This is a genomic window from Kribbella sp. NPDC004875, from assembly GCF_042873375.1.
GTDB lineage: Bacteria > Actinomycetota > Actinomycetes > Propionibacteriales > Kribbellaceae > Kribbella.
In genome coordinates this window covers 412,591-436,889 of record NZ_JBIALI010000003.1, presented here as the reverse complement: position 1 = coordinate 436,889, position 24,299 = coordinate 412,591, and the positions used below count along the sequence as shown (strand labels likewise).

At 66.1% G+C, this 24,299-nt stretch carries 23 protein-coding genes; 10 read left to right on the top strand and 13 right to left on the bottom strand.

Annotated features, from left to right (window positions below):
* The first annotated feature begins 5 nt into the window (after window positions 1-5).
* The 4 genes from ACFYRH_RS19260 to ACFYRH_RS19245 all read left to right on the top strand — a co-directional run bounded on the left by ACFYRH_RS19260 (window position 6) and on the right by ACFYRH_RS19245 (window position 3,800).
* Window positions 6-860 carry an ABC transporter permease gene (locus ACFYRH_RS19260; RefSeq protein WP_387776499.1) on the top strand — a complete coding sequence of 285 codons (855 nt, stop codon included), beginning with the start codon at window positions 6-8 and terminating at the stop codon, window positions 858-860.
* Window positions 857-1,795: a carbohydrate ABC transporter permease gene (locus ACFYRH_RS19255; protein ID WP_387776496.1), complete on the top strand. Its 939-nt coding sequence runs from the start codon at window positions 857-859 to the stop codon at window positions 1,793-1,795. Before ACFYRH_RS19260 ends, ACFYRH_RS19255 begins: the two co-directional genes overlap by 4 nt.
* Before the next feature lie 31 nt (window positions 1,796-1,826).
* Window positions 1,827-2,516: a hypothetical protein gene (locus ACFYRH_RS19250; protein WP_387776493.1), complete on the top strand. Its 690-nt coding sequence runs from the start codon at window positions 1,827-1,829 to the stop codon at window positions 2,514-2,516.
* A 210-nt stretch (window positions 2,517-2,726) separates the two neighbouring features.
* Window positions 2,727-3,800 (top strand): endo-1,4-beta-xylanase, encoded by a 1,074-nt coding sequence (locus tag ACFYRH_RS19245; protein WP_387776490.1) that lies wholly within the window; start codon window positions 2,727-2,729, stop codon window positions 3,798-3,800.
* A gap of 14 nt (window positions 3,801-3,814) precedes the next feature.
* Here the strand turns inward: ACFYRH_RS19245 and ACFYRH_RS19240 are convergent, their stop codons facing one another.
* On the bottom strand, window positions 3,815-4,831 hold the full coding sequence (locus ACFYRH_RS19240; protein WP_387776487.1) for a LacI family DNA-binding transcriptional regulator: 1,017 nt from the start codon (window positions 4,829-4,831) through the stop codon (window positions 3,815-3,817).
* A gap of 270 nt (window positions 4,832-5,101) precedes the next feature.
* Here ACFYRH_RS19240 and ACFYRH_RS19235 point away from each other — a divergent pair, with 270 nt between their 5' ends.
* The gene (locus ACFYRH_RS19235; RefSeq protein WP_387776484.1) at window positions 5,102-5,395 is read left to right on the top strand and encodes an NADPH-dependent FMN reductase; all 294 of its coding nucleotides are present in this window, start codon (window positions 5,102-5,104) and stop codon (window positions 5,393-5,395) included.
* Window positions 5,344-5,571: a hypothetical protein gene (locus tag ACFYRH_RS19230; RefSeq protein ID WP_387776481.1), complete on the top strand. Its 228-nt coding sequence runs from the start codon at window positions 5,344-5,346 to the stop codon at window positions 5,569-5,571. Before ACFYRH_RS19235 ends, ACFYRH_RS19230 begins: the two co-directional genes overlap by 52 nt.
* 56 nt (window positions 5,572-5,627) lie before the next feature.
* Here ACFYRH_RS19230 and ACFYRH_RS19225 read toward each other — a convergent pair whose 3' ends face one another.
* The 4 genes from ACFYRH_RS19225 to ACFYRH_RS19210 form a co-directional block, all read right to left on the bottom strand.
* Window positions 5,628-8,291 carry an excinuclease ABC subunit A gene (locus ACFYRH_RS19225; RefSeq protein ID WP_387776478.1) on the bottom strand — a complete coding sequence of 888 codons (2,664 nt, stop codon included), beginning with the start codon at window positions 8,289-8,291 and terminating at the stop codon, window positions 5,628-5,630.
* 973 nt (window positions 8,292-9,264) lie between these two features.
* Window positions 9,265-10,041 (bottom strand): L,D-transpeptidase family protein, encoded by a 777-nt coding sequence (locus tag ACFYRH_RS19220; protein WP_387776475.1) that lies wholly within the window; start codon window positions 10,039-10,041, stop codon window positions 9,265-9,267.
* Window positions 10,042-10,114: 73 nt separating this feature from the next.
* On the bottom strand, window positions 10,115-10,687 hold the full coding sequence (locus ACFYRH_RS19215) for a GNAT family N-acetyltransferase (RefSeq protein WP_387776472.1): 573 nt from the start codon (window positions 10,685-10,687) through the stop codon (window positions 10,115-10,117).
* Window positions 10,688-10,738: 51 nt separating this feature from the next.
* On the bottom strand, window positions 10,739-11,155 hold the full coding sequence (locus ACFYRH_RS19210; protein WP_387776469.1) for a hypothetical protein: 417 nt from the start codon (window positions 11,153-11,155) through the stop codon (window positions 10,739-10,741).
* Between the two features lie 306 nt (window positions 11,156-11,461).
* Between ACFYRH_RS19210 and ACFYRH_RS19205 the strand changes: the two genes are divergently transcribed.
* Window positions 11,462-12,349: a LysR family transcriptional regulator gene (locus ACFYRH_RS19205; protein WP_387776466.1), complete on the top strand. Its 888-nt coding sequence runs from the start codon at window positions 11,462-11,464 to the stop codon at window positions 12,347-12,349.
* Between the two features lie 193 nt (window positions 12,350-12,542).
* On the opposite strand, the gene ACFYRH_RS19200 is transcribed toward ACFYRH_RS19205, so the two are convergent.
* Entirely contained in the window at window positions 12,543-13,520 is a 978-nt protein-coding gene (locus ACFYRH_RS19200) for an aldo/keto reductase (protein ID WP_387776463.1), read from the bottom strand.
* Between the two features lie 236 nt (window positions 13,521-13,756).
* Here ACFYRH_RS19200 and ACFYRH_RS19195 point away from each other — a divergent pair, with 236 nt between their 5' ends.
* A complete protein-coding gene (locus tag ACFYRH_RS19195) occupies window positions 13,757-15,139 on the top strand; it encodes a DNA cytosine methyltransferase (RefSeq protein ID WP_387776460.1) in 1,383 nt (460 codons plus the stop codon).
* Here the strand turns inward: ACFYRH_RS19195 and ACFYRH_RS19190 are convergent.
* Window positions 15,125-15,625, bottom strand: a complete 501-nt coding sequence (locus tag ACFYRH_RS19190; protein WP_387776457.1) for a very short patch repair endonuclease — start codon at window positions 15,623-15,625, stop codon at window positions 15,125-15,127. The two genes, ACFYRH_RS19195 and ACFYRH_RS19190, sit on opposite strands and share 15 nt — an antisense overlap.
* A gap of 151 nt (window positions 15,626-15,776) precedes the next feature.
* Entirely contained in the window at window positions 15,777-16,721 is a 945-nt protein-coding gene (locus tag ACFYRH_RS19185; RefSeq protein WP_387776454.1) for a NaeI family type II restriction endonuclease, read from the bottom strand.
* A gap of 164 nt (window positions 16,722-16,885) precedes the next feature.
* On the opposite strand from ACFYRH_RS19185, the gene ACFYRH_RS19180 reads away from it, so the two are divergent.
* Window positions 16,886-18,082, top strand: a complete 1,197-nt coding sequence (locus ACFYRH_RS19180) for a restriction endonuclease (RefSeq protein WP_387776451.1) — start codon at window positions 16,886-16,888, stop codon at window positions 18,080-18,082.
* Between the two features lie 59 nt (window positions 18,083-18,141).
* Here ACFYRH_RS19180 and ACFYRH_RS19175 read toward each other — a convergent pair whose 3' ends face one another.
* The 3 genes from ACFYRH_RS19175 to ACFYRH_RS19165 form a co-directional block, all read right to left on the bottom strand.
* Window positions 18,142-18,786 (bottom strand): hypothetical protein, encoded by a 645-nt coding sequence (locus tag ACFYRH_RS19175; RefSeq protein ID WP_387776448.1) that lies wholly within the window; start codon window positions 18,784-18,786, stop codon window positions 18,142-18,144.
* Window positions 18,783-19,133, bottom strand: a complete 351-nt coding sequence (locus tag ACFYRH_RS19170) for a hypothetical protein (protein ID WP_387776445.1) — start codon at window positions 19,131-19,133, stop codon at window positions 18,783-18,785. The genes ACFYRH_RS19175 and ACFYRH_RS19170 overlap by 4 nt, the downstream gene beginning before the upstream one ends.
* A gap of 238 nt (window positions 19,134-19,371) precedes the next feature.
* Complete coding sequence (locus ACFYRH_RS19165; protein WP_387776442.1) at window positions 19,372-20,502, bottom strand: epoxide hydrolase family protein; 1,131 nt, start codon at window positions 20,500-20,502, stop codon at window positions 19,372-19,374.
* A 55-nt stretch (window positions 20,503-20,557) separates the two neighbouring features.
* Between ACFYRH_RS19165 and ACFYRH_RS19160 the strand changes: the two genes are divergently transcribed.
* Entirely contained in the window at window positions 20,558-21,553 is a 996-nt protein-coding gene (locus ACFYRH_RS19160) for a helix-turn-helix transcriptional regulator (protein ID WP_387776439.1), read from the top strand.
* On the opposite strand, the gene ACFYRH_RS19155 is transcribed toward ACFYRH_RS19160, so the two are convergent.
* The gene (locus tag ACFYRH_RS19155) at window positions 21,537-22,187 is read right to left on the bottom strand and encodes a response regulator (protein ID WP_387776436.1); all 651 of its coding nucleotides are present in this window, start codon (window positions 22,185-22,187) and stop codon (window positions 21,537-21,539) included. The genes ACFYRH_RS19160 and ACFYRH_RS19155 overlap by 17 nt on opposite strands.
* Window positions 22,184-24,151 (bottom strand): histidine kinase, encoded by a 1,968-nt coding sequence (locus ACFYRH_RS19150; RefSeq protein WP_387776433.1) that lies wholly within the window; start codon window positions 24,149-24,151, stop codon window positions 22,184-22,186. Before ACFYRH_RS19150 ends, ACFYRH_RS19155 begins: the two co-directional genes overlap by 4 nt.
* Window positions 24,152-24,299 lie beyond the last annotated feature (148 nt).

The window sequence follows — 24,299 nt, the reverse complement described above, 5'->3', positions numbered from 1 at the left end:
ATGCGTTGGCGATCCTGCCCGTGGTTTTCCTCCTCGTCTTCCGCTACGCGCCGATGCTCGGCAATGTGATCGCGTTCCGCCGCTTCCGGCCTGGTGGGAGCATCCTCGGGGACGAATGGGTCGGCCTGCGCTACGTCAGGATGTTCATCCAGGACCCGTCCTTCTGGCACGTCTTCGCCAACACCGCCATCCTCGGTGGCTTGACCATGGTGGTGACGTTCCCGCTGCCGATCGTCCTGGCCCTGATGATCAACGAGGTGCGCAGGTCCCACTTCAAGAAGATCGTGCAGTCGATCACGTACCTGCCACATTTCTTGTCGGTGGTGATCATCGCCGGAATGACGATCCAGCTCTTGTCGGCGACCGGCACAGCAAACCAGTTGATCACCGCCTTCGGCGGCGAAGCGATCCCGTTCCTGCAAAGGCCCGAATGGTTCCGCACGATCTATGTAGGTAGCGAGGTCTGGCAGACGGTTGGCTGGGGGACGATCCTGTACCTGGCCGCGCTGACGACGATCGACGACAGCCTGTACGAGGCGGCGGCCATCGACGGCGCGAGTCGTCTGCGGCAGACCTGGCACGTCACACTACCGGGGATCAGGCCGACCATGATCACCTTGCTGATCCTCAACATCGGGTCATTCCTCGCCGTCGGGTTCGAAAAGGTGCTGCTGCTGTACAACCCGTTGACCTACTCGACCGCCGACGTGATCTCCACCTATCTGTATCGAGTAGGACTGATGTCGAACAACCTCAGCTACTCCGCGGCCATCGGGCTCTTCCAAGCCCTGATCGGACTCGCGATGGTGCTGTCCGCGAACACGATCTCGCGACGACTGGTGGGAGCGAGCTTATGGTGAACCACATCTCCCAACCCGCATCCGAGGTGCGGCCGGCCACATCTCGTCGTACCGCCGGGATGCGCGATTCCCGGAGTTACCGCGCCTTCCGGGTCGTCAACGCCGCGTTCCTGATCGCCTTGTGTGCGCTCATGCTGTACCCCTTCATCACGGTGTTGGCTCAGTCGTTCAGCTCCGAGGGCGCGATCAAGGCAGGGAAGGTCAGCTTCCTGCCGGTCGGCTTCAACGTCGAGACCTACCGGGCGGTGATGGAGGACGGCACCTTCTGGCGCAACTACGCCAACACCGTCATGTACACCGTTGTCGGCACGCTGATCGCCATCGTCCTGACGACCACCTTCGCCTTCGTGCTGTCCAAGCCGCATCTCCGCGGCCGCAACCTGCTCATCGGCGTAGCGGTGTTCACGATGTTCTTCAACGGCGGCATCGTGCCGAACTATGTGCTCATCTCGTCGTTGGGCATGAAGAACACCATGTGGGCGATCGTGTTGCCGGGCGCGCTGTCGGTATTCAACCTCTTGGTGATGAAATCGTTCTTCGAGAGCCTTCCCAAGGACCTCGAGGAAGCTGCTCAGATCGACGGACTCGGCTGGTTCGGGATCTTCTTCCGCATCGTCCTCCCGCTGTCGAAGGCGATCATCGCCACGATGGTCTTGTTCTACGCGGTCGCCTACTGGAACGACTGGTTCGCGGCCTTCCTCTACCTCGATCAGAGCGACAAGTTCCCAGTCACGCTGTTCCTGCGCAACCTGATCGCCGGTGCCTCGACGACGGCCAGCGAAGGAGCGGCCGCGGCAGGCACCACCACTGCCGCGGTCTCGGCGAACATCCAGTCGGTGACCATGATCCTTACCATCATCCCCATCCTGTGCGTCTATCCCTTCGTTCAGCGCCACTTCGTCAAAGGCGTGATGCTCGGTTCGGTGAAGGGGTAGGGACATCGCGGACACACCCCGGCCGGACGGCATGACCCGGGCCGACCAGAACGATGAGACAGGATCCGGCATCCTGTCCCGGCTCGCCGCCGCGGTCTACCGCTACCTGATCCTCGCCGTGTTCGGATTCCTGAACGGCCTTCCGACGTTGATCTTGTGGACATTTCTCCGAGCCGACCCGTCGAACGTGGTCTTGTTCATGGCCGCTCTGGTGCCCATCGCCCCGGCCGGGTCCGCGGCGGTCTATGCGTTGCGGGCTTGGAGAGATTCCCCGGATCTCGAGCCTTCGAAGGCGCTGATTCGTGGCTACCGACTGAATCTCGCCGACACCCTGAAATGGTGGGTCCTGGTACTGGTCGTCGCAACGTTCCTGGTGATGAACGTTGTCCTCGCTGGTTACGCCGGGGTGTGGCCAACGATGCGACCGGTCAGTCTCGCTCTGCTCGTGTTGCTAGGCGTCTGGTCTGCCCAGCTGCTCGTGGTCACGTCGTTGTTCTCCTTTCGCACCCGTGACGCGATGAGGATCGCGGCCGTCGAGGTCATCAGCCAATGGAAGGCGAGCCTTGGTCTGCTGTCCCTGATGATCGTCGCGGTGGCTGTGGCCGGGTTGTGGTCCAAGGCTGTGCTGGTCCTGATGAGTTGGGCGTTCGTTTGCCTGTTATGGCTCATTGCCAAGCCGATCGAGGCCGACGTGGCCGCCAGGTTCATCCGCGACGAGTGAGCTGGACCAGCGACGCCCTGCTGCGAAACCAGCTCCCGCAACGAGAGGATCGAAGTGACGACTGCGGTCGACCGAGGAAGCGTCTATGAGCACCGCCAGACCCACGCGGTGATCACCGTTGCAGGTCCTGATGGTAGGCCGCTGACCGACCAATCGGTGCGAATTCGCCAACTCCGGCACGCCTTCGGCTTCGGCTGTACGCCCCCGCACATGACCTCCGAAGGTACGCCGTTGCTGGAACCGTGGCTCGCGCTCTTCGACACCGCGACGCTCCCGTTCTACTGGGGGCGCTACGAAGCTGCGCCAGGGCACACCGAGCGTGATCGTCTGCTTCTGGTCGCTCAGCAACTCGCTGACAGAGGTGTCCGGTTGAAGGGCCATCCGTTGGTGTGGCACACGGTCAAGGCCCGGTGGGCCGACGCCATGCCGCTGGCCGAGGCGGAGCAGGCACTGCGCCTGCGGATCCGCCGTGAAGTCGGTGACTTCAAGGGGTTGGTCGACGTGTGGGACGTGATCAACGAAGCACTGATCATGCCTGTCTTCAGCAACGAACCCGACGGGGTACCCAACGCCGTAAGCCGGATGTGTGCGGACAAAGGGCGCGTCGAGATGGTTCGGATGGCGGTCGACGAGGCACGGTCCGTCAGCCGTGACGCGACCCTGGTGATCAACGACTTCGACCTCGGTCCGAGATTCGAGGAGCTGCTGGCGCAGCTGCTTGACGCCGGCGTCGCCATCGACGTCATCGGCCTGCAGTCCCATATGCATCAGGGATTCCGCGGGGAGGAGTATCTCCTGGACGTCTGCGACCGTTTCGCCCGATTCGGCCTGCCACTGCACTGGACCGAAACGACCCTGGTGTCGGGCCACCTGATGCCATCGGAGGTGAACGATCTCAACGACTATCGGGTCGAGACGTGGCCGAGCACAGCCGAGGGTGAGCTCCGCCAAGCTGACGAGATCGTCAGGCACTACCGCACTCTGGTGTCCCATCCGGCCGTACAAGCTGTCACCTACTGGGGATTTGACGACGCGAGCGCCTGGTTGGGAGCACCCTGCGGCCTGATTCGCGCCGACGGATCGGAGAAGCCGGCGTATCACGCGCTCCGCTCACTGGTGCGCGACGAATGGTGGGTCGCCGAAACCGAGCACATCACCGATCGCGACGGCCGGATCGCGTTGACTGCCTTCGCCGGAGACTTCGAATTCTCGGTGGGCGATCTGAACGGGATCGCGCATCTTCCGGTCGGTGCCGTGCGAGCCGAGGCGAGACTCGGCCGCTGAAGCCCTCCTAGCTGTCAGCCGGCCGGCGGCGCAGTCGTCTTCCGCACGATCAGTTCGGTCCCGAGCTCGACCCGATTGGCCGACAGTGGCTCGCCGCGGGACATTGAGATGAGCATCTGAGTGGCGAGCGTCGCCATCTCCGACAGCGGCTGCTTCACCGTGGTCAGCGGCGGGGTGACCCATTCCAGCAGCGGTACGTCGTCATAGCCCACGACCGACAGGTCCTGCGGTACCCGGAGACCGAGGTCGTGGGCGGCCCGGATCACACCGAGGGCCTGGGAGTCGGACCCGGCAAAGATCGCTGTCGGCCGATCCGGTTGCTGGAGCAACCGGACAGCATGGTCGTACCCGGCCGGTGCTTCGAAGTCTCCCCAGCAGATCAGCTTCGGATCGACGGGGATCCCGGCCTCGTCGTGCGCGGACCGGAAGCCGTCCACCCGGGCGCGGCTACACAGCACATCCTCAGGACCGGAAATGACCGCGATCCGGACGTGGCCGAGACCGATCAGGTGCCGGGTGGCGGACAGGCCCCCACTCCAGTTGTTCGACCCGACCGACGGCAGCCCGGCCGGCGGCTCGCCGTCCGTGTCCAGGACGACGAACGGGATGGACCGCGAACTCAGTTGGTCGCGTTGCGTCGCGTCAAGACCGGAGAGGACCAGTAGAACGCCCACAGGCCGGCGCGCCATGATGCTGTCCAGCCACTCCTGATCCGGCCGATGAGAGCCTCCGAGTTCGGACAACACGATACTGATGTGCTCGGGAGCCGCAGCTCGCTCTACGCCGACGATGATCGCCTGTGCCCAGGCGCTGCCGAACCAGTGAAACACGACATCGATCAGCTGGCTGGAGCGAGCGGCTGGGTTCGAAGCCACGGGTTTGCGGTACTGATGGCGGGTCAGCGCCTCCTCGACCCGAGCCCGCGTGGCCTCGGCCACGTCGCTGCGCCCGTTGAGGACCCGTGAGACGGTCGGGACGGAAACCCCGACCTCGGCCGCTATCGCCGCGATCGTCGCTCGCTCCTTAGCCACCGAACTACCTCCCCGTGCGACGGCTGAAACTTTCGGAACGATCGTATCCTCCGGCCCCACACGTCTGTCCCCTCAGGCCGCCTGCCGGATGCCCCGCCCGACCCACGAGCGCCGCCCTCCGGGGCCTCAGGCCGTGACATCCTGACTGGCCGGTGCGGCTCCCGAGCGTGAGCTGCAGGTCCGAGCATCGGCACGATCCGCTCGGTGTCGTTCTTCGGGAGGGCATAGACGTAGTGCTGGCCGAGCCGCTTGATCTGTCGCCGGACTCGAATGACTTCCGCCTCGAATTTGGTGGACGTACTCGACTACCCGCTGCCGCATCTGGACGAGCCGCTGCCGGCGTCCGCGGGGCAGTATGCGGGGGAGCACACGAGGCGCTGGTCGGAGACGATCGACCGGTTCGACGGGTACGTGTTCGTGACGCCGGAGTACAACCACTCCACGTCCGGTGCGTTGAAGAACGCGATCGAGACTACCTGTACCGCGAGTGGAACAACATGGCCGCCGGGTTCGTGGGGTACGGCGTTGTCGGCGCGGCTCGCGCGGTCGAGCATCTGCGCCTGATCGTCGCGGAACTGCAGCTCGCGACAGTTCGCGGCCAGGTCGTGCTGTCGTTCTTCACCGACTTCGAGAACTTCACCGTCCTCCGCCCGGCGCAACGCCAGGAAGACGCCCTCACCGAGCTCCTGGACCAGCTCGTCTCCTGGTCGAACGCTCTCGGGGTCGTCCGCCATGGCTGAGCCGGAGCTCCTCACAGAAGTCTGTCGAGGCTGTGGCGCGACCGTCGACTTTCGGGCTAGGTCCTGGGCTTTGCCCGCCGCAGAGCGTCGCGGAGATAAGGGGCGGTTGCGCTGGTGTGGTTGGCGACCTCTGTGGTGGTTCCTGTAGTGACGACCCGGCCTCCGTCGGCGCCGGCGCCTGGACCGATGTCGATGACGTGGTCTGCCTGTGCGACGATCCGCATATCCAGTTCGACCATGACGACGGTGTTGCCGGCGTCGACGAGTCCTTGCAGATGCGTGAGAAGCCGGTCAGCGTCGGCGGGATGGAGTCCGGCCGAGGGCTCGTCCAGGACATAGAGCATGTCGCCTCGTTGCGCTCGTTGCAGCTCAGAGGCGAGTTTGACGCGTTGGGCTTCTCCTCCGGACAGCTCGGGTGCTGGTTGGCCGAGGCTCAGATAGCCCAGCCCGACATCCCGCAGGACGGCGAGTGGCGCGGCGACTTCATCGTGGTCGTGAAAGAACTGGTGGGCTTCGTCGACGCTCATGGTGAGCACTTGCGCGATGTTGCGATCTCGCCAGGTCACCTCGAGTGTGCTCGGGTTGTACCGGGTGCCGTGGCAGTCGGGGCAGGGCGTGTAGACGCTCGGTAGAAAGAGCAGTTCGACCATGATGAAGCCCTCGCCTTCGCACGTCGGGCAGCGGCCCGCGGCGACGTTGAAGGAGAATCGACCGGCTTTGTAGCGCCGTCGCCGCGCTTTGGGCGTGGTGGCGAACAGGTCACGCACGTGATCGAACAGTCCGGTGTACGTCGCCACATTCGACCGCGGGGTGCGGCCGATCGGCTTCTGATCGATGGCTACGACTCGCCTGATGGTTCCGTGTTCTACCTCGGCTCGGCCGTGCACCGAGCCTTGATCACCGGTGAGTAGCACGTCGGCGTCGGCCGGTGTATCGGTGGCGCTTCGGCCTAGAGCGGCGTTCACGAGCGTCGGCAGGGCCTGGCTGACCAGGCTGGACTTGCCCGATCCGGAGATACCGGTGACAGCGGTGAGGCAACCTAGCGGGATCTGGACCGACACATCGTGAAGGTTGTTGCGGGTTACCTGGTGCAGGGACAGGTAGCTGCTTGGTTCACGGGCTGTCCGCCTTGCCGGTGTGGTGGCGTCGAAGAGGTAGCGCCGGGTGACCGACTCGCTGACAGCCTTCAATCCCGCAGGGGGACCGCTGTACAGGACTCGCCCGCCATGCTTCCCTGCAGCAGGGCCGATGTCGACCAGCCAATCCGCTTCGGCGATGACCGGCAGGGAGTGCTCCACCACGAAGACGCTGTTGCCGCGTTCTTTGAGGCCGCGAAGGATTCTCAGCAGGGCATCGAGGTCGCGCGGATGGAGTCCGGCTGACGGCTCGTCCAACACGTAGGCCACACCGAACAGCTTCGAGGACAGCTGTGTTGCCAGGCGGAGTCGCTGCAGTTCGCCGCCCGACAGCGTCGGTGTAGCGCGGTCCAAGGACAGATATCCCAAGCCCAGGTCGATGATGGGTTGGAGTCGCTCGAGGAGTTCCTCTACCAGCCGCCGAGCCGCAGCGATCTTCTCTTCTGACATGTTGACAGTGCGACGCACATCCGGAGCGCCGGTGTGCGCGGACCCCCCGGCGGCGGCTCGGCGCTGTGTCGCTGCCTTGCGACTGGCCCGGTCCAAGACTGCTTTCGGGCCGCTGTCGGCGGGTACCCAGTCCTGGGCGAGGACACCTTCGGCCAGCTCGGCCAGGCTTGCCATCGGCAGCCTCGTCAAATCGGCGATGTCCAGGCCCTCGAACGTCACGGTCAACGCTTCAGGTTTCAGTCGCTTGCCGTGACATTGCGGGCATGTCTGGCTGGTGACGAACTGGGACACGCGCTTCTTCACCACGGTGCTCTTGGTGTTCGCGAAGGTGTCCAGCACGTACCGTCGCGCGCCGACGAATGTGCCCTGGTAGCTCGGTTCCCAGTCTTCCTGGATCGCCTGCTGGGTCTCCGCGGGGGTGAGGCCGGCGTAGACCGGGACAGTGGGACGTTCGTCGGTGAACAGGATCCAGTTGCGCTGCTTCCTGGGCAGTTGGCGCCAGGGGATGTCGACGTCGTAGCCCATGGACGTCAAGATGTCGCGCAGGTTCTGTCCGTGCCACGCGGTCGGCCAGGCGGCGATCGCGCGTTCGCGGATCGTCAGCGAAGGGTCAGGGACCATCCGCTCTTCGGTGGCCTCGTAGACCCGTCCGATGCCGTGGCATGTCGGACAGGCTCCCTGAACGGTGTTGGGAGAGAAATCCTCGGCGTACAGCATGGCTTGGCCCCGCGGATAGACGCCGGCGCGCGAGTACAGCATCCTGACCAGACTCCCCAGGGTGGTCAGGCTTGCAACGCTCGAGCGCGCGTTGCCGGCTCCTCGCTGCTGCTGCAGTGCGACGGCCGGCGGGAGACCTTCGACCTCGTCGACATCGGGAACGCCGGCCTGATCGATCAGTCGCCGGGCATAGGGCGCCACCGATTCGAGGTAACGTCGTTGCGATTCGGCGAACAGGGTGCCGAAGGCAAGGGACGACTTTCCTGAACCGGAGACGCCGGTGAACAGTACGATCGCGTCCCTCGGCACGTCGACGTCGACGTTCTTCAGGTTGTTCTGCCGTGCCCCACGCACCCGCACGCCCTCGTGCCAAGGGGCATCTCGGCCGGCGGATCCTTTGGTCGCGGAAGAGGCCATGGAAGCGACTGTACTCAGGGGTCGCGATCGGCGGGGAGCGTGCGGCACGAACGGTCACAGTGCTGGCACACGACCGAAGGGGCGCGCCAAGTAGCCGCGGATGTGTAACGACTGAGCTCGACTGTCACCCGGAGACCGACGAACCGCCGGTCAAGCCCGTCCGCCTGCGTGCGAGCTGCACTCTCACTGGTGGTGTAGTCCACGATCGGACACCCGCCGAACCAGACGCGAATCCGGACGATGCCGGCCGCATCCCTTTCCGTTGCTTCGCTCACCCTTTTCACTTCCCTTGCCACTCCGGTACCCACAACAGTTGTCCAGACACACGAGCAGCAAGGCCGCCGGCGGACATCGCAGCGTTGTTCTTCTAGCAGTCGATATCAATTGGGTGGCTGGTCGCCAAGGAGCTGGCGAAAGTTGTCGACAAGGTGCTGACCAGATCGGTGTCGCCACGACCGTCACGACCCCGGTATTGATCACTGTTCTGGCTACGATCGGCGGAGTCCTCGTGGTCGGTGCCGGCTGTGGGTTGATCCGCCCGATGCAGCGACGCTGGGAACGCCGGCTCGACAGGGCGGACACCGAACTTCCGGCGGCGAAGGCCCAGGCCGAGGCTCACAGCGAGGCCGCGAGGACATGCGCCGGTCAGCAGCCGGCCAATCGGTTGGTCAACCCACGCAGCCGCTGGCTGAGCCTGTGGCCAGGCGTCGGTCCTCGACCTGACGAGTGGTCAGCGGCTTCCTGTCGCCGGGATTGAGGCTCGCGCGGTCCAAAACGAGGCGTCGGAGCGGTCGTGCATCGGGGCCTCGCTGCTCCGTCATTGCTCCGTGGAGTGCCGACAAGCGTTGGCAGTCGATGGGTACCAACCGGCAAGAACTCGCAGGTCAGGGACTGGCCCACGACGATCCATGAGCCAATCTGTCGTGCGTTGCAGATGCGGCGACTGGACGTCGGGCCTCCACTGCGGTGGGCGCTAGAAGTCGCCGTAGATCTGGACCTTGGTGCCGATCGGGGTGTCGGCGAAGATCTGGTGGATCTCCGGGCGCATCACGCGGACGCAGCGGTGGCTGGCGGGGTACGGCTTGATCAGGGAGTTGACCCGGGAGCCGTGCAGCGCGATGCCGGGGCGGTCCTTCAGGAAGTAGAGCGAGTCGTACATGTACGCGTCGTCGTACAGGCTGCTCTCGTGGGCGCCGGCCCACTTGCGCCAGACCTTGCCGGTGCGGTTCGGGGTGTCGTAGCCGGGCGCGCCGGTGGAGATCCAGACGATCCGCTTGTAGGTGTTCCCGACGATTTGGTACAGGATCTGGCAGGTCTTGTTGACGTACAGGCCGGGGGAGCGGGTCGGAGTGGGGCGCTTGGTCGCGTTCAGCACCGAGTACGCGTCGGTCAGCGTCAGGCCGTCGCGGCTGACCGGCAGCCCGTTGGTCTCGCGCCATGCGCAGAGCGCCTGCTTGGCGCGGGCGGTGATGTCACCGTCGATGTCGCCGACCGGGTAGCCGAGCTTGTCCAGTTGCCGTTCGACGCGCAGGGCGTAGTACGCCGGCTTCTGCTTCACCTTGGGCTTCGGTTTCGCGGTGGGCGTCGGCTTCACCGTTGGGGTCGGCGTGCTCGACGGCGTCGCGGTCGTGGTCTTGCTCGAGGACGGTGTGTCCGAAGGGCTCGTCTCGCTCGCCGCCACGTCGGAACATCCGGCCAGGACGAACGACAGTACGACGGCACCGGCAACCAGACCTCGTCGACGCGACACGGGCGACCTCTCTCCCTCAGCTTTTTCAGAGTCGCAGAAACACGCCGGGTGAGCGCGCAGCGACCCGCCGAGACTAATCCGCGAGAGGTTCCCGCACCGCCTCCTCACCGGATCCCGTCACCGAACCGTTGCCGAGCACGGGGTCGGGGTCGTCGCGCAACCTGCTGTAGAGATACCCGTCCCGCATCCGCCCGCCGCGGAACTCGCAGCCGCGGATGACGGCTTCGAACCGGAAACCCGCCTTCTCCAACGCTTTCTGCTCCGCGACGTTCTCCGGATGCGTCGCTGCCTGGACCCGATAGATCGGCGTGTGCTCGAACAGGTACGCCGTCAGCAGCGCCTGCGCCCGCCACCCGATCCCGCGCCCGCGGTACTCGGGCAGCAGCGCGATCCCGATCTCCCAGTACTTCGTCCGCCCGTCGAACGACCCCGACCGCCAGCTCACGAAGCCGGCGGTCTCGTCTCCGGACCGGACGATCAGCCGCCCGTCATCGGGGCCGAGGAACCCGTCCTCGGCGTACCGCCGGACCGGGCTCTGTGCGTCCCGGAACCCGTTCCAGTCCAGCCCGATCAGTCCCGGTTCGACCGCGAACCGCTGGAACAGCGGCACGTCGTCCGCGCCGGCAGGCCTCAGTACGACATCCATGCCCGCCAGCCTAAGGACGCTCGGGCTCGCCGCTGATGGCCGGCGTTGTGCTCACAGGCCGAGATCGCGGAGGAACTCGGGCTTGTACGCCTGCATCACGACGTACCGGGGGTCGGGGACCTCCATGTTCGCGTTCTTCGCCGCGTCACTGGCCGCGTCGTGCGGGCCGACGGGCTCACTCGGGTCGGCCCATTCCTGCTCGGCCGCGTTCCACCGGGTGATCGTGTACGTCGCCTCGAGGTGGTCGTGCGCGACCAGGTCCTTGGCGGTCCGCTCGGCCTCCTGGGCGTCGTCGAGCGTGTGCGTGTACATCAGCATCCGGTTCCCGTCCCGGGTCACCGTGACCTGACTCCCGAGCCGCTTCTGCGCGTCGTCGTCCAGATCCAGCGCGCGCAACCGCTCCCAGAACGTCAACCCGTGCTCCTCGTTCCCGAGCACAACCTCAACCCGAAACTCCTCATCCGCCATGCGACCACCCTACCCAGCGGCAACCCCGCCTCCGGGCATCGGCCCGCGGCGGACCTGTACCACCCACCAACCCGCCCGGCACCCCGATCGCCCAGCACCACTGAGCGTGCGAGCGCCAGGCGCCGCCGGCTTGCTGAGTGACACAGGTCCGGTTCTGCAGGCCATCACAATCCCGGTACGACGACCTCGGCCCGCGGAGCCCGTCGTCACCCGCGTGATTGAGATGGCCTGGAAGTCCGCTGTCGCGGATCGACAACATGCGGGACAGGTGAATCGATTTCTTTCGATCGACTACAGTTCTGAGTCATGGAGCTGAGGCACTTGGAACACTTCGTCGCGGTGGCCGAGCAGAAGCACTTCACCCGGGCCGCCGAGGCGATGTCGATCTCGCAGTCCGGGCTGTCCGCCTCGATCCGTGCGCTCGAGCGTGAGCTGCGGGCCTCGCTGTTCGTCCGCAACACCCGGAGCGTGGAGCTGACCGAGGCCGGGCGGGCGCTGCTCTGCGAGGGTCGCCGTACGCTGGCTGCCGCGGAAGCCGCCAAGGACGCGGTCGCCGCGGTCCAAGGGCTGCTCCGTGGGCACCTGACCGTCGGGTTGGAGCAGTGCCTCGGCGTGGTCGACGTACCGGCGTTGCTCGCGAAGTTCCGGTCCGCGTACCCCGGTGTCGAGATCGAGGTCCGGCAGGGTGGCTCGACGCCGATGCTCGACGAGCTGGCGTCCGGGCGGCTGGACGTCGCGTTCGTCGCCACGGACGGCTCCCCGGTCGACGGCCTGGACCTGCGGCCGTTGTCCCGCGAGTCGATGGTCCTCGTCTGCGCCCCTGACCACCGGCTCGCCAAGGCGTCCGGCGTGAGCCTGGACGACCTGGCCGGCGAATCCTTCGTCGACTTCGACCCGACCTGGGGCGCCCGCGCGATCTCGGACCGCGCGTTCGCCGCCGGCGGCGTCGCGCACCCGGTCACGATCGAGGTCAACGACGTCCACACGCTGCTCGCCCTGGTCGCCCACGACCTCGGCGTCGCCCTGGTCCCCGAACGTATCGCCGCCAAGCACGGCGATCACGTCACCGTCTCCCTGGCTCCCGGCACGGCCTCCGACTGGCAGGTCTCGGTCGCCGTCCCCACCGGCCCCGCCGCGTCCCTCGCCGCCGACGCCCTGATCGGCATGCTCCCGACCACGGCCGGCCACCACTGAGACAGCCGGCCGTCGCACTTCTGCGACGACCGGCTGCCTCGGCGTCCTGCGCTTCGCGGCCGCTGTGGACCTGTGTCGACCGACTGCCTCGGCGTTCTGCGCTTCGCGGCCGCTGTGGACTTGCGTCGGCCGGCTGCTTCGGCGTCCTGCGGCCGATGCGCGGTGTCGTGCGGCGGCCGGCTGGCCGGAGGATCTACCAGGCGTAGTCCTCGGGGGCGGTCTTGTAGCCCGGGAAGATCTCGTCCAGTCGGGCGAGCGCCTTGTCGTCGAGCTTGATGTCGACCGCGCGGACGGCGGACTCGAGCTGCTCCATCGTCCGCGGACCCACGATCGGGCCCGTGACACCCGGCTGGTGCAGCAGCCAGGCCAGTCCGAGCTCACCCGGCTCGTGGCCGAGCTCGTCCGCGAACGCCTCGTACTGCTCGATCTGCGGGCGCAGCCTCTCCAGGGTCTCCTTCGAGCGGCCTTCCAGCCGGCGTACCCCTTCGTTCTCCTTGCGGATCACGCCACCCAACAGCCCACCGTGCAGCGGCGACCACGGGATCACACCCAGCCCGTACGCCTGCGCCGCCGGCAGCACCTCACGCTCGATGTCACGCTGCGCGAGGTTGTACAGCGACTGCTCACTCACCAGGCCCACGTAGTTCCGCCGCGCCGCCGCCTCCTGCGCCTGCGCGATGTGCCATCCCGCGAAGTTGCTCGACCCGGCGTACAACACCTTCCCCTGCTGTACGGCGACCTCCATCGCCTGCCAGATCTCGTCCCACGGCGTGAACCGGTCGATGTGGTGGAACTGGTACAGGTCCACGTAGTCGGTCTGCAGCCGCTTCAGCGACGCATCCAGCGCCTTACGAATGTTCAGCGCCGACAGCCGCCCGGTGTTCGGCCACGAGCCGTCGCCCATGTCGCCATACACCTTGGTCGCCAGCACCGTCTTCTCCCGGTTCTGACCATCCTTGGCGAACCACTCACCGATGATCTCCTCGGTCCGCCCCGGGTAGATCGCCCGCCCGTACCCGTTCGCGGTGTCGAAGAAGTTGATCCCCACCGCATGCGCCCGATCCATGATCGAGTGCGCATCCCCCACCTCGGTCAGAGGCCCAAAGTTCATGGTCCCCAAAACAATCCGACTAACCTTAAGTCCAGTCCGCCCAAGCTGAGTAAAGTCCATACCTCCCAACCTCTATCTGCTGCTGGGCAGATGTCCAACAGGAGGATCCGCACAGTCTGATCGGCCCAGCTTCTGAGCGGCTGGAATCCTTGGCGGAGTGACGACGTGTGGGCGTGTGCGCGCGTGTCCGGAAAGTAGTCGCAGCCAGCGTCGGCGGGCGTCCCACGATCGTCTCTCGGTGGAGGCTAAGCTCTGCCTGTTCGATCCTCTGAGAGAGCGGATGTTGCCGGCATGAGATGCGTCGAGTCGATGCGGTCCGAGACTCGATCTCTGAGATCTACCCGGCGGAGTACATTCCGCCAGCCAGCGGATTTGACCACGCTAAGTGTGCATCTCTACACTCGAACAAATGTTCGAACTACGGGGGAGGTCTCGTGAGTTCACTGCGAGTAGTAGAGATCTGTGCTGGTGCTGGTGGGCAGGCGCTGGGGCTAGAGCAAGCTGGGTTCGAACACGCGTTAGCAGTCGAGCTAGATCCGACGGCTGCGGACACCTTGAGGCTGAACCGCCCACAGTGGAAGGTCCGGACTGGTGATGTGGCCGATCCCGAGGTTTGGGATCCCGCCGAATTCCAGAATGTCGACCTGCTCGCTGGCGGCGTTCCGTGCCCGCCGTTCTCTATCGCTGGTAAGCAGCTCGGTGCGAACGACGAACGCGATCTCTTTGCCTGGGCTGTCGAGCTCTGCGGGATCATGCGGCCGCGCGCACTGATGCTCGAGAACGTTCGAGGCCTCTCGGCACCGCGGTTCTCGGCATACCGCCAGCATGTGCTCGACCGCCTCAGTGAGCTTGGGTACGTCGCGGATTGGCGGCTGCTGCAGGCGTCTGACTACGGAGTACCTCAACTGCGTCCGCGCTTCGTGCTCGTCGCTCTCCGCAAGGAGGATGCGCCGTACTTCACTTGGCCGGAAGCAACGCCAGTTCAGAGGACTGTCGGCGAAGAGCTGATGGATCTCATGGAAGCGAATGGCTGGAAGCACGCTAAGCACTGGGCCAGTCGCGCGAACAGGATCGCCCCTACGATCGTCGGGGGCTCGAAGAAGCACGGCGGCGCTGATCTTGGCCCGACCCGTGCGAAGGCCGCCTGGCGTGAGATGGGGGTTGATGGTCTGGGTGTCGCAGACGCAGCTCCCTCGGCCGACGTTGGCGAGGACCACGACCCCAAGCTAACGGTTGAGATGGTTGCGCGGCTGCAAGGCTGGGACGAGACCGAGTGGAAGTTCGCTGGCCGGAAAACGTCGAAGTACCGCCAGATCGGCAACGCCTTCCCTCCGCCTGTCGCGCGAGCGATCGGTCGCCAGATAGCCGCCGCTCTGCGGCACGAAGGCGAACCTCGCGTCCAGACTGAGGTCATCACTCACGACGAGGTGTACCGAGCCCTGCGAGCTGCCTCGGATCCGCTCACGGTCAACGAGATCCACCAGCGAATCAGCGGATCGCTCACGCACGAAGAGATCGAGATTCGCCTCAAGCACCTCACCCGCGACTTCAACATGAGCCGGATCGAGTCCGCGGCAGGCGAGCCTGCCTACAAACTAGGTGATTTCCGCGCCTTCATCGGCCAAGACGACCACATCCGCCACGAATACCTAGCCCAAATGCGCTCAAAGGTCAGCTAGCTGGAACCGTTCCAGCGCGCTGGCCACCTTGCCGACCGCATCTTCAATCTCTTCGTGCGCCCAAACTCGGACTACATGCCAGCCGTCCTGGTGCAATGCGGCGTCGGCTAACCTGTCGCGCTCGACGTTGCGCTGGAGCTTGGGCGACCAATATCCCGTGTTCACTGCCGGTTGACGCCCGTGTTGGGGACAGCAGTGCCAGAAACATCCATCGACAAAGACCGCGATCTTGCGTGCGGTGAAAACAATGTCGGGTCGGACCCGACGGGTAGTTGTGTGGACGTTGAGATCCTTGCGAAAGCGGTAGCCCCTCCGATGCAAGGCGGATCGCAGCTGAACCTCCGGCTTGGTGTCCGTTCGGCGGATGGCCTGCATGTTGCGCGAGCGCCCAGCCGTCGTTGGCGTATCTCCGTATGAAGAGGTTCGATTGGCTCCGCAATCGGGCGCCAATGCGCCCTCTCGTCGTCGACGACGTTCGGCGTTCATACGACCTCGCCTGGGTGGGTTAGCTCATCAACAAATTGGTACGCGGCACACGCCGATGCTCCGTCGGCGCTGCACAGCAGGTCATGCGGCAAGTCAGCGTTCACGGCATACGACGATAGACCTGATCGAGTCTCTGGGGTGGACGGGTCAGTCAGCGCGGCACGGATGGCGCGGGCACTACCGGGTCCTCTGCGGTCGCCTGGCGCCACCAGGAACCTTGAATCTCGGCGCCGACAGAGTTCTCGGATGGGACGACGCGGCAGACGACGAACTGGCCCTTTACCGGGATTGGAAGGCCGAGCGCGGCCGCGACCCGCGGATCGTTGTCTTGATGACCGAGTACAAGCAGACCCTCTTGGCGAAGCTTGTCGCGCGCACCGCCGTTCGACCTCATCCGCTTCATGGGGTCATCAAGCCCCCACCCGACAGTCTCGATTGTTGTTCTTCGCAGGATTACGCCAGGAAGCTCCCGGCAAAGCTGCAGCAGCCTCGCCTGCCCGTGCCGGTTGCCCGACCGTGCGCGGGCAGCAAATATCCTGCTGCGCTGCGCATCCGGCATCTGCAGTAACTGGTTTGGGGCCAGGCCAGGGTGGTCTGCCCACAGCCATCGGATCCGCCCGACACCTTCGCGGGTCAGCTTCCGCTTGGCGTCCCTGTTCTTCGACTCCCGGAGCACATCTGCGGTCGCACGTACAATCCCGGCGCGCCAGGCACTGTTCTGATCGCTCGCCCACACCACCAGACCCAGGTGGCCGACCATCTCTGGACCGAATTCCCAACCGCCAATGACCTGCGAAAACTTGCAGTCGACTTCGACGCCCGCGATCCGGTAGTCGGTGACGGTGCCGTCCTCGAACTCGAACTCGCGATGGAGATTGATCTCGACCAGCGTGCCCATGTAGGTCTTCTCGGTCTTGTGTAGGTCGGCGTAATTCCAGCGGCCCCGGCGCCGGCCGTCGAGAAGTTGATCAAGCGTGTCCCGTAGGACGCTCGCGACTTGATCGCCAGTCGGATCGACGCGGAGCAGTTCCGTGATGACGGTATCGATTTCTTCGATTCCTGACGGCGGCGGCCATCCCGGCAGCAGGTCCGGCATCTGCTTCGCACACTCCTTCGATCTGTTGGGCGTGGTTAGCTTAGTCTGCGGGAACCCGGGTTGGCCGGGATTGGAGATCTGCCTCGAGTCAATCTGACAGATCAGGCGCTGAACAAGGCGTACCTCGGCGCTATCAAGGCCCAATACGGGGATAGCCTGCGGTGATGAGTGGTGCGCCTGTTTTTGCGTTTGGTGGTTTGGGGACTGCGGATCTGATTGTCGATGCTGCCTACGCTGGTGGTCGAGCTGGGTCGGCTGCTGATGATGCGCTGGCGCGGCTGCTGCCGGTTGGGAACCAAGGTGGTTTCAGGCCGAAGGGCTCTCCGCGAAGAGGTGACGTCCGGCTCGTCGCGCTGTACACGTCGGGTACCGAGGCAGACTGGCCCGATGTGCTCGACACGCGGACCGGGATCTTCACATACTTCGGAGACAACCGGCAGCCAGGGCGCGAGCTTCACCAGACACAGCGCGGTGGAAACCTACTGCTGCGGGACGCTTTCGCGCTCGGTCACGGAACGGCGGAGGATCGCCGGAAGGTGCCGCCCTTCTTCCTTTTTCACAAGGCAGTACCGGGGCGCAGCGTGGCGTTCAATGGTCTGCTGGCGCCGGGCGCCGAGTCCCTGACGAGCGACGACGATCTCGTGGCGATCTGGCGCAGTACCGCCGGCCAACGATTCCAGAACTACCGTGCCGAATTCACGGTCTTGGACGTGGGTCACATCTCGCGGGCCTGGATCAACGACGTGCTTGACGGGAAGGCTTACGAGAGCGAGCATTGCCCGGCGGCGTGGAAGTCGTGGGTCGACGGTCGGGTCTACCTTCCGCTGGAGGCTCCCACCACGACGGTGGTGAGGGCGAAGGAAGCACAGTTGCCCAGTGATCCGGTTGGGCGCTCGATGCTCGCAGAGATTCGCGAGTACTTTCAGGGACGTGAGCACGACTTCGAGCCGATTGCCGTCGAGCTGTGGCGCCTGCTCGCGCCTGCAACGGGGCGTTGCGATGTCACACGCCCGAGCCGCGATGGCGGGCGGGATGCGGTGGGCGAGTACACGCTCGGCCCACGGTCCGATCCGATTACTATCGATTTTGCCCTGGAGGCGAAGTGCTATGGCCCCGGAACGCAGGTCGGAGTTCGGGATGTCGCCCGCCTGATCTCGCGGATTCGGCATCGGGAGTTCGGTGTCTTCGTGACCACGTCGTTCTTCGGGCCGCAGGCGTACTCAGAGGTACGCGCCGACGGTCATCCGATCGCGCTGATCTGTGGTCAGGACATCGTCGATGTTCTGAAGGCCCACGGGTACGCCGACGCACGGAGCGTGCGTGCGTGGCTCGACAAGCAAGCGGTGAGCGCTCAGCCGTAACGGCGGCATTAAAGATAGTCAGCTTTGCGGGAGGCCAAAGCGGCCGGGTGAAGACGGTCCTACCTGTCTCGGGAGGTGCCGCGGTTGGGTTTGTTGCGTTGCGCTGCTGGTTCGTGGTTCGTGGTCGTCGGTGGGCTGCTGGTGGGTGGAGGGAGGCCTTCCAGCGCCTTGAACGCTTGGGCCAGCTCGGGCGTCAGGGGCATGCGCGGCGGTGCCACGGGACGGCCGGCCTCTTTGCCAGGGCCTACGGCGGGCCGGACCGTCGGGAGGTGGTCGAGTTCTTCGAGTCCGACGCCTTTGGACCGGCCGAGGCGGTTGGCGGTCACGTCGAAGATCTCGCCATCCTTGCGGGGCGCGAAGGCAATGACCTGCCGGACCGGTAGCGACGATTCGCTCGAGCCCTCGAACTCTCGATAGGTGACGCGGTGTGAAGGGCCCATCGGCCGCCCGCGCCGGTTGAACTCCTCGACGACCGGCACCTTGATCTCGGCGCAGTCGCGAAGGTCGGGATGATTGTCCGAGCGGCCGAGACGCTCGCCGTCGAACTCCGCCTCGCGGCCCTCGCGCAGCGCGCTCAGTGCGACGCGCACTGCTTCGAACTGTTTGGCTGCGGCACCATTGGGGTCTGCTTGCGCACGAGCCTGGAGCGCCCGGAGCTCATCTCTCAGTTCCGGATCGAGGATCAGATGGTACTTGGCCGTCATCGGGGTGTGGGTGGCTCGTTGTCGCTGTCGAGGTTCCACCCGAACTCAGCCGCGAGGTCATCGGCCGAGACGTAATCTTCGACGCGATTGTTCGCTAGGCGGCGCCGGGTGACCTCGCGGATCTCCGCGGCCTGCTCGGCATCGGCGGCGAGCTCCTCGAGCTGCTCCCACCGCTCGAAGGGAACGACCACACCCTCCGGTTGACCTTCGTCGCCGAAGATCAGCGGCTCACCTTGACCAGAGCGGAACCGTTGCAGCATCCGAGGGAGGTTGTATGACGCGGTTGCTGTATCGATCACGTTGACCCGGTCGCCGTTCGGACGGTCCTGCGGTGTCTCCGTCGACATCTGCACTCCTTCGCTGACTGTCGTTCCAGACTAGACGAGTCTCGGGCGTGCACGTCATATCTATCCACAGGCCGACGGAGTCCATGGCTGACGAGATCTGTTCCGACCGTGACGTAGCGGCGGACCGGCGTGGACGGCGGTTGTGGGTCATCTGCGTTTGCGGATGGCTCGCCGACGGCCGTCGTACGGCAGGCGTGCGCGGCCCGGCTCTTGTGAGGGAGCCGGGCCGGAGGGGTGGTTAGAGGTTGTGGAAGAAGGTTCGGAGGTCGGTGGTTACGTCGGTGGGGCGTTCTAGGGAGGCGAAGTGGCCGCCTTCTTTGAAGGTTGACCAGTGGACGATTTGGGTGTTGTCCCGGTCGGCCAGGGGGCGGATGGTTTTGAAGTCGTCGGCGAAGACGGCTACGCCGGTTCGGGCGTGGTTCACCGCGGGTTCGGCGCCGGCGTTGGCTTCCTCGTAGTGGTATCGGCCGGCGGCGGCTGAGGTGTTGGTGAACCAGTAGAGGGAGACCTCGGTGAGGATCTGGTCGGGGGTGACCAGGCTGGTGCCGTTGCCGAAGTTGTTGAAGAGTTCGTTCCAGGCGAGTTGGCCGACGGGGGAGTCGGAGATGCCGACGGCAACGGTCTGGGGGCGGGTGGAGTTGATCGCGTTGTAGCCGCCGACCGACTGGAACCACTTCAGGTGCTCGAGCGCCGCGTAGTCGTCAGGCGTGAACTTCTCGAACTCGGACGGGTCGCCCGACGGGAACGAGAAGAGCTGCAGGACGTGCAGACCGAGGAAGCCGGGAGGGTTCAGTACGCCGAGCTCTCGCGCGACCATCGCGCCGGCGTCAGACCCGTGGGCGCCGTACGAGTCGTAGCCGAGGCGGCGCATCAGCGTGTCGAAGGTGCGGGCGACGCGGGCCATCGTCCAGCCGCGGTCGACGAGCGGCGTGCTGAAGCCGAAGCCCGGGATCGACGGTACGACGACCGAGAAGGCCTCGGACGCGGAGCCGCCGTGCGCGACCGGGTCGGTGAGCGGGCCGATCATGTCGAGGAAGTCGACGAACGAACCAGGGTACGTGTGGGTCAGCAGCAGCGGAGTCGCGCCCTCGACGGCCGACGGGACGTGGATGAAGTGCACGGTCTGCCCGTCGATCTCGGTGAGGTAGTGCGGGAACTCGTTCATCCGCGCCTCCTGGACCCGCCAGTCGAACCCGTTCTGCCAGTGGTCGACCATCTCGCGCAGGTAGTGGTTCGGCGTACCGAGGTCCCAGGTGTCGCCGGGGGCCGGTTCCGGGAGCCGCGTACGGGCGAGGCGGGTGTTCAGGTCGTCCAGGTCGGCCTGGTCGATCGTGACGGTGAAGGGCCGGATGCTCTCGTTCGTGTTCATGGCTTCAGCGTAGGATCCATATAGGAACATTAGATTCCTAATCAAAGGACTGATCGTGCTCGAGACTTCGCAGCGTCTGCTGGCCCTGCTCGCGCTGCTCCAGACCCGTCCGGCGTGGACGGGTGCCGAGCTGGCCGGGCGGCTCGAGGTGACCACGCGGACGATCCGCAACGACATCGATCGGCTGCGTGAACTCGGGTACCCGGTCGACGCCACCCGCGGCGCGGCCGGGCACTATCAGCTCGGCGTCGGTGCGAAGCTACCCCCGCTGCTGCTCGACGACGAGGAGGCGGTCGCCGTCGCGATCGGTCTGCGGGCCGGCGTCGGTGTCGCCGGTATGGCGGAGAGCAGCGCGCGTGCGTTGACGAAGCTCGAGCAGGTGCTCCCGCACCGGCTCCAGCGGCAGGTCAACGCGATCAACAAGGCGATGGAGAAGGGGCCCGAGAACACGGGCTCGAATGTCGAGGCCCCCGAGATCCCGTCCGGCGTCCTCGCGACGATCGCGGCGTGTATTCGCGACGAGCATTTCCTGCGGTTCGAGTACGTCGTACCGGACGGCGTCTCGCTGCGAAGCGCAGGGTCGGGGGTCGCGAGCGAACTGCCGATCCTCGTCGAGCCGTACCGGTTGGTGAGCTGGCACGGGTACTGGCACCTGGTGGCGCGCGACGAGGAGTCGGTCTGGCGGACGTACCGCGTCGACTGGATGTCGTTGCGGATGGCAACAGGTCGCCGGTACCAGCCGCGCCCGATGACGGACCTCAACTACACCGACTTCGTACTGCGGGACGTCGCCACGACCGGGTGGAAGGTCCACGCCCGCATCACCGTGTACGCCCCCGCGCGCGAGGTGCTGTCCCGGATCCACGCCGCCGTCGGAATCGTCGAATCGGTCGACGAGAACACCTGCATCCTCGTCACCGGCGCCGACTCGCTGGAGATCATCGCCGTCTACATCGGCATGCTCGGCCTCGACTTCCGCGTCGACGGCCCGCCCGAGCTCATCACCCACCTGGAGACGGTCGGGAACCGCTACCTCAAGGCGATTCGGTAGTTCCGAGCCCGGCGTTGCGGGCCTGGATGATGGCGGTGGCGCGGTCGGCGGTGCCGAGTTTGGTGAAGATGGCGGAGACGTTGTTGGCGACGGTCTTCGGTGCGAGTTCGAGACGGGTGGCGATCGCGGTGTTGGACAGGCCGGCGGCGATCAGGTCGAGGATCTGCCGTTCCCGGGCGCTGAGCTGGGGGAACGGCTCGGCGGTGGGTGGTGGGGCGGCGAAGAACGTGAGGACGCGGCGGGCGACGCCGGGGCCGAAGATCGCCTCGCCGGCGGCGACGGCCTGGATCGCGCGGGCGATTTCCTCCTGCTCCGCACCTTTGACCAGGTAGCCGCGCGCGCCGGCCCGCATGGCCGCGAAGACCGAGTCGTCGTCCTCGAACATGGTCAGGACGAGTACGGCGACCTCGGGGACAGTGCGTGTCAGCTCGCGGGTGGCGGCGAATCCGTCGAGGTCCGGCATCTGGAGGTCGAGGACGGCGACGTCCGGCCGGGTGGTGACGACCTCGCGGACCGCTTCGCGACCGTTGGAGGCGACGCCGACCACCTCGATGCCGGACAGCGAGGTGAGCAACGCCTCCAGCCCGGCCCGGACGACGGGATGGTCGTCGGCAAGTACGACACGAATGGTCATCGGGATTCCCCGGCCGGTTCGGGATGAGCGATCGGGAAGCGGGCGTGCACACGGCCGCCGGACGGCGTCGGCCCGGCGTCCAGGTGGCCACCGAGTTCCGCGGCACGTTCCCGCATCGCGTGCAGCCCGACCCCCGGTCGCCACGCGCCGTTGGGTGGGCCGTCGTCGGTGACCTCGATCTCCAGCGCGCCGTCACAGCGCAATGCGAGTACGGCGGACGTCGCGCGCGAGTGCCGCACAACATTCGTCAGCGCCTCGGTCGCGATCCGGTACGCCGCCACCTCCAGCGCGGCGGGCAACGGCTGCAGTGTGTTGGCGGAGACCGACACACGAAGACCGGCACCGTCCGCACGGAACGACAGTTGGTCCGCCCGCTGCTGTAGCGCCCCGACCAACCCGAGCTCGTCCAGTGCGGGCGGTCGCAGATCATCCACCAGCCGACGTACGTCGGTGATCGCCGCTCGGGTGTCCGCCCGCAGCCGCGCGAGCAACTCGACGGCTCGCGGCGCGTCGGCGCTGACCAGATTCGCCGCCGCATCCGCTGTGAAGGCCACGCCCGTCAGCGTCGGCCCGAGCCCGTCGTGCAGGTCCCGGCGCAGCCGTCGCCGCTCCTCCTCGCGCGCCGAGACCAGCTGCTCGCGTGAAGTCTGCAGCTCCGCGGACAGCCGCGTCGCATGCACCGCCACCGCGAGCGGTACGGCGACCAGCGCCAGCACACTGCGATCCGCCGCCGACAACTCCTTCTCGCCGGACCGCACTCCGACCTCGAGCGCTCCGACCACCGCACCGCCGTACTCCAGATCCAGCGGTACGACGATCTGCCCCGCCTGACCGTCCGTCGCGACGACCCGGCCGTCCACCGTCAGCGCGGCGTAGGGCAGGCGCAACCCGGACCGTACCGCGGCGACGACGCCCGGAAGCCCCGCCGACAACTGCTCACCGACCCGCGAGGCCACTCGGGCCGGATCGTTCCGATCGCCGTACAACGCCCGATCGACGAGCAGCTGCAGTCGGGGGAGCACCGGCGCGATGATCAGCGCGACGGCCACTGTCACCACCGCGGATCGGCCGACCTGCGACGCGATCAGGGATCCGAGCAGCGCTGCCAGTGCCGCGTAGATGCCGATGGCAACCAGTGAGAGCAGCGTCCAGGTCAGAGCGCGGGACACCACCAGCCGGATGTCGAGCAGTTGATAACGGACGATGGCGACAGCGACCGAGATCGGGATCAGCGGAATCGCCAGCAGGACGAGGATCGGCGTGCCGGCCACGAAGGCCCAGGGGGTGACGAACAGGATCGCGATGACGGAGGCCAGCAGCAACCACAGTAGTTGCCGGCGGCCCATCTCGTCGGCGCGCCGGTATCTGATCGCCAGGCAGACCACGGCGAGCAGGATGGCCGCCAGGTTGCGCACCTCGGTGGCGGTCCACAGCGGCTGCAGGGAATCGTAGGACGCGATGCTCAGGTAACCGCGGGGAAGATCGGGCGACACGGTGTCGCCGCTGCCGACCATCTCCAGCACGAACAGCGGCGCGGTCACGACGATGCCGAGCGCCGCCCACCGCCAGCGCGGGGACAGCAGCCGTCCGGTGGGGAAGAGCAGTAGCGCCAGCGGCAGGAACAGGGCGATCGACCATGGCCAGGTCGCCAGCGAGATGGTGACGAACCATCGTTGAGCGACCGCACCGTGGGCGAGTGCGTCGGCGAACGGGGTGGTGGCGTGGCCGATCCCGTCGGCGAGGAAGAGCCAGCCGATCGGGTTGGCCGGCCGGTGCCAGGCGATCACCGCTCCGCAGAGGCCGAACGTGAGGCCCATCAATCCGTTGGTGAGCAGGAACGAATCCACCATCTGGTGCCAGCTCGCATCGGTTGTGATGGCGTGGACGACCGCGATCGCGAGTTCGGCGATCACCAGTCCGGCGAGCAGCACGACGAGAACGCGCCGGTTCGCTGAGGTCGTCATAGCCGCAGTGTGCGCCCGAAAGGTTCCCGGTGTCTCGGGATCGGGTTCCCGGGCCGGCCGGGGAACCGCCCGGGCCGGTGGGATCGCAGGCTCAGGCGAGCACCGCGATCGGCGCGTGACGGTGGTGGCACAACCGCAACGAGGGGGT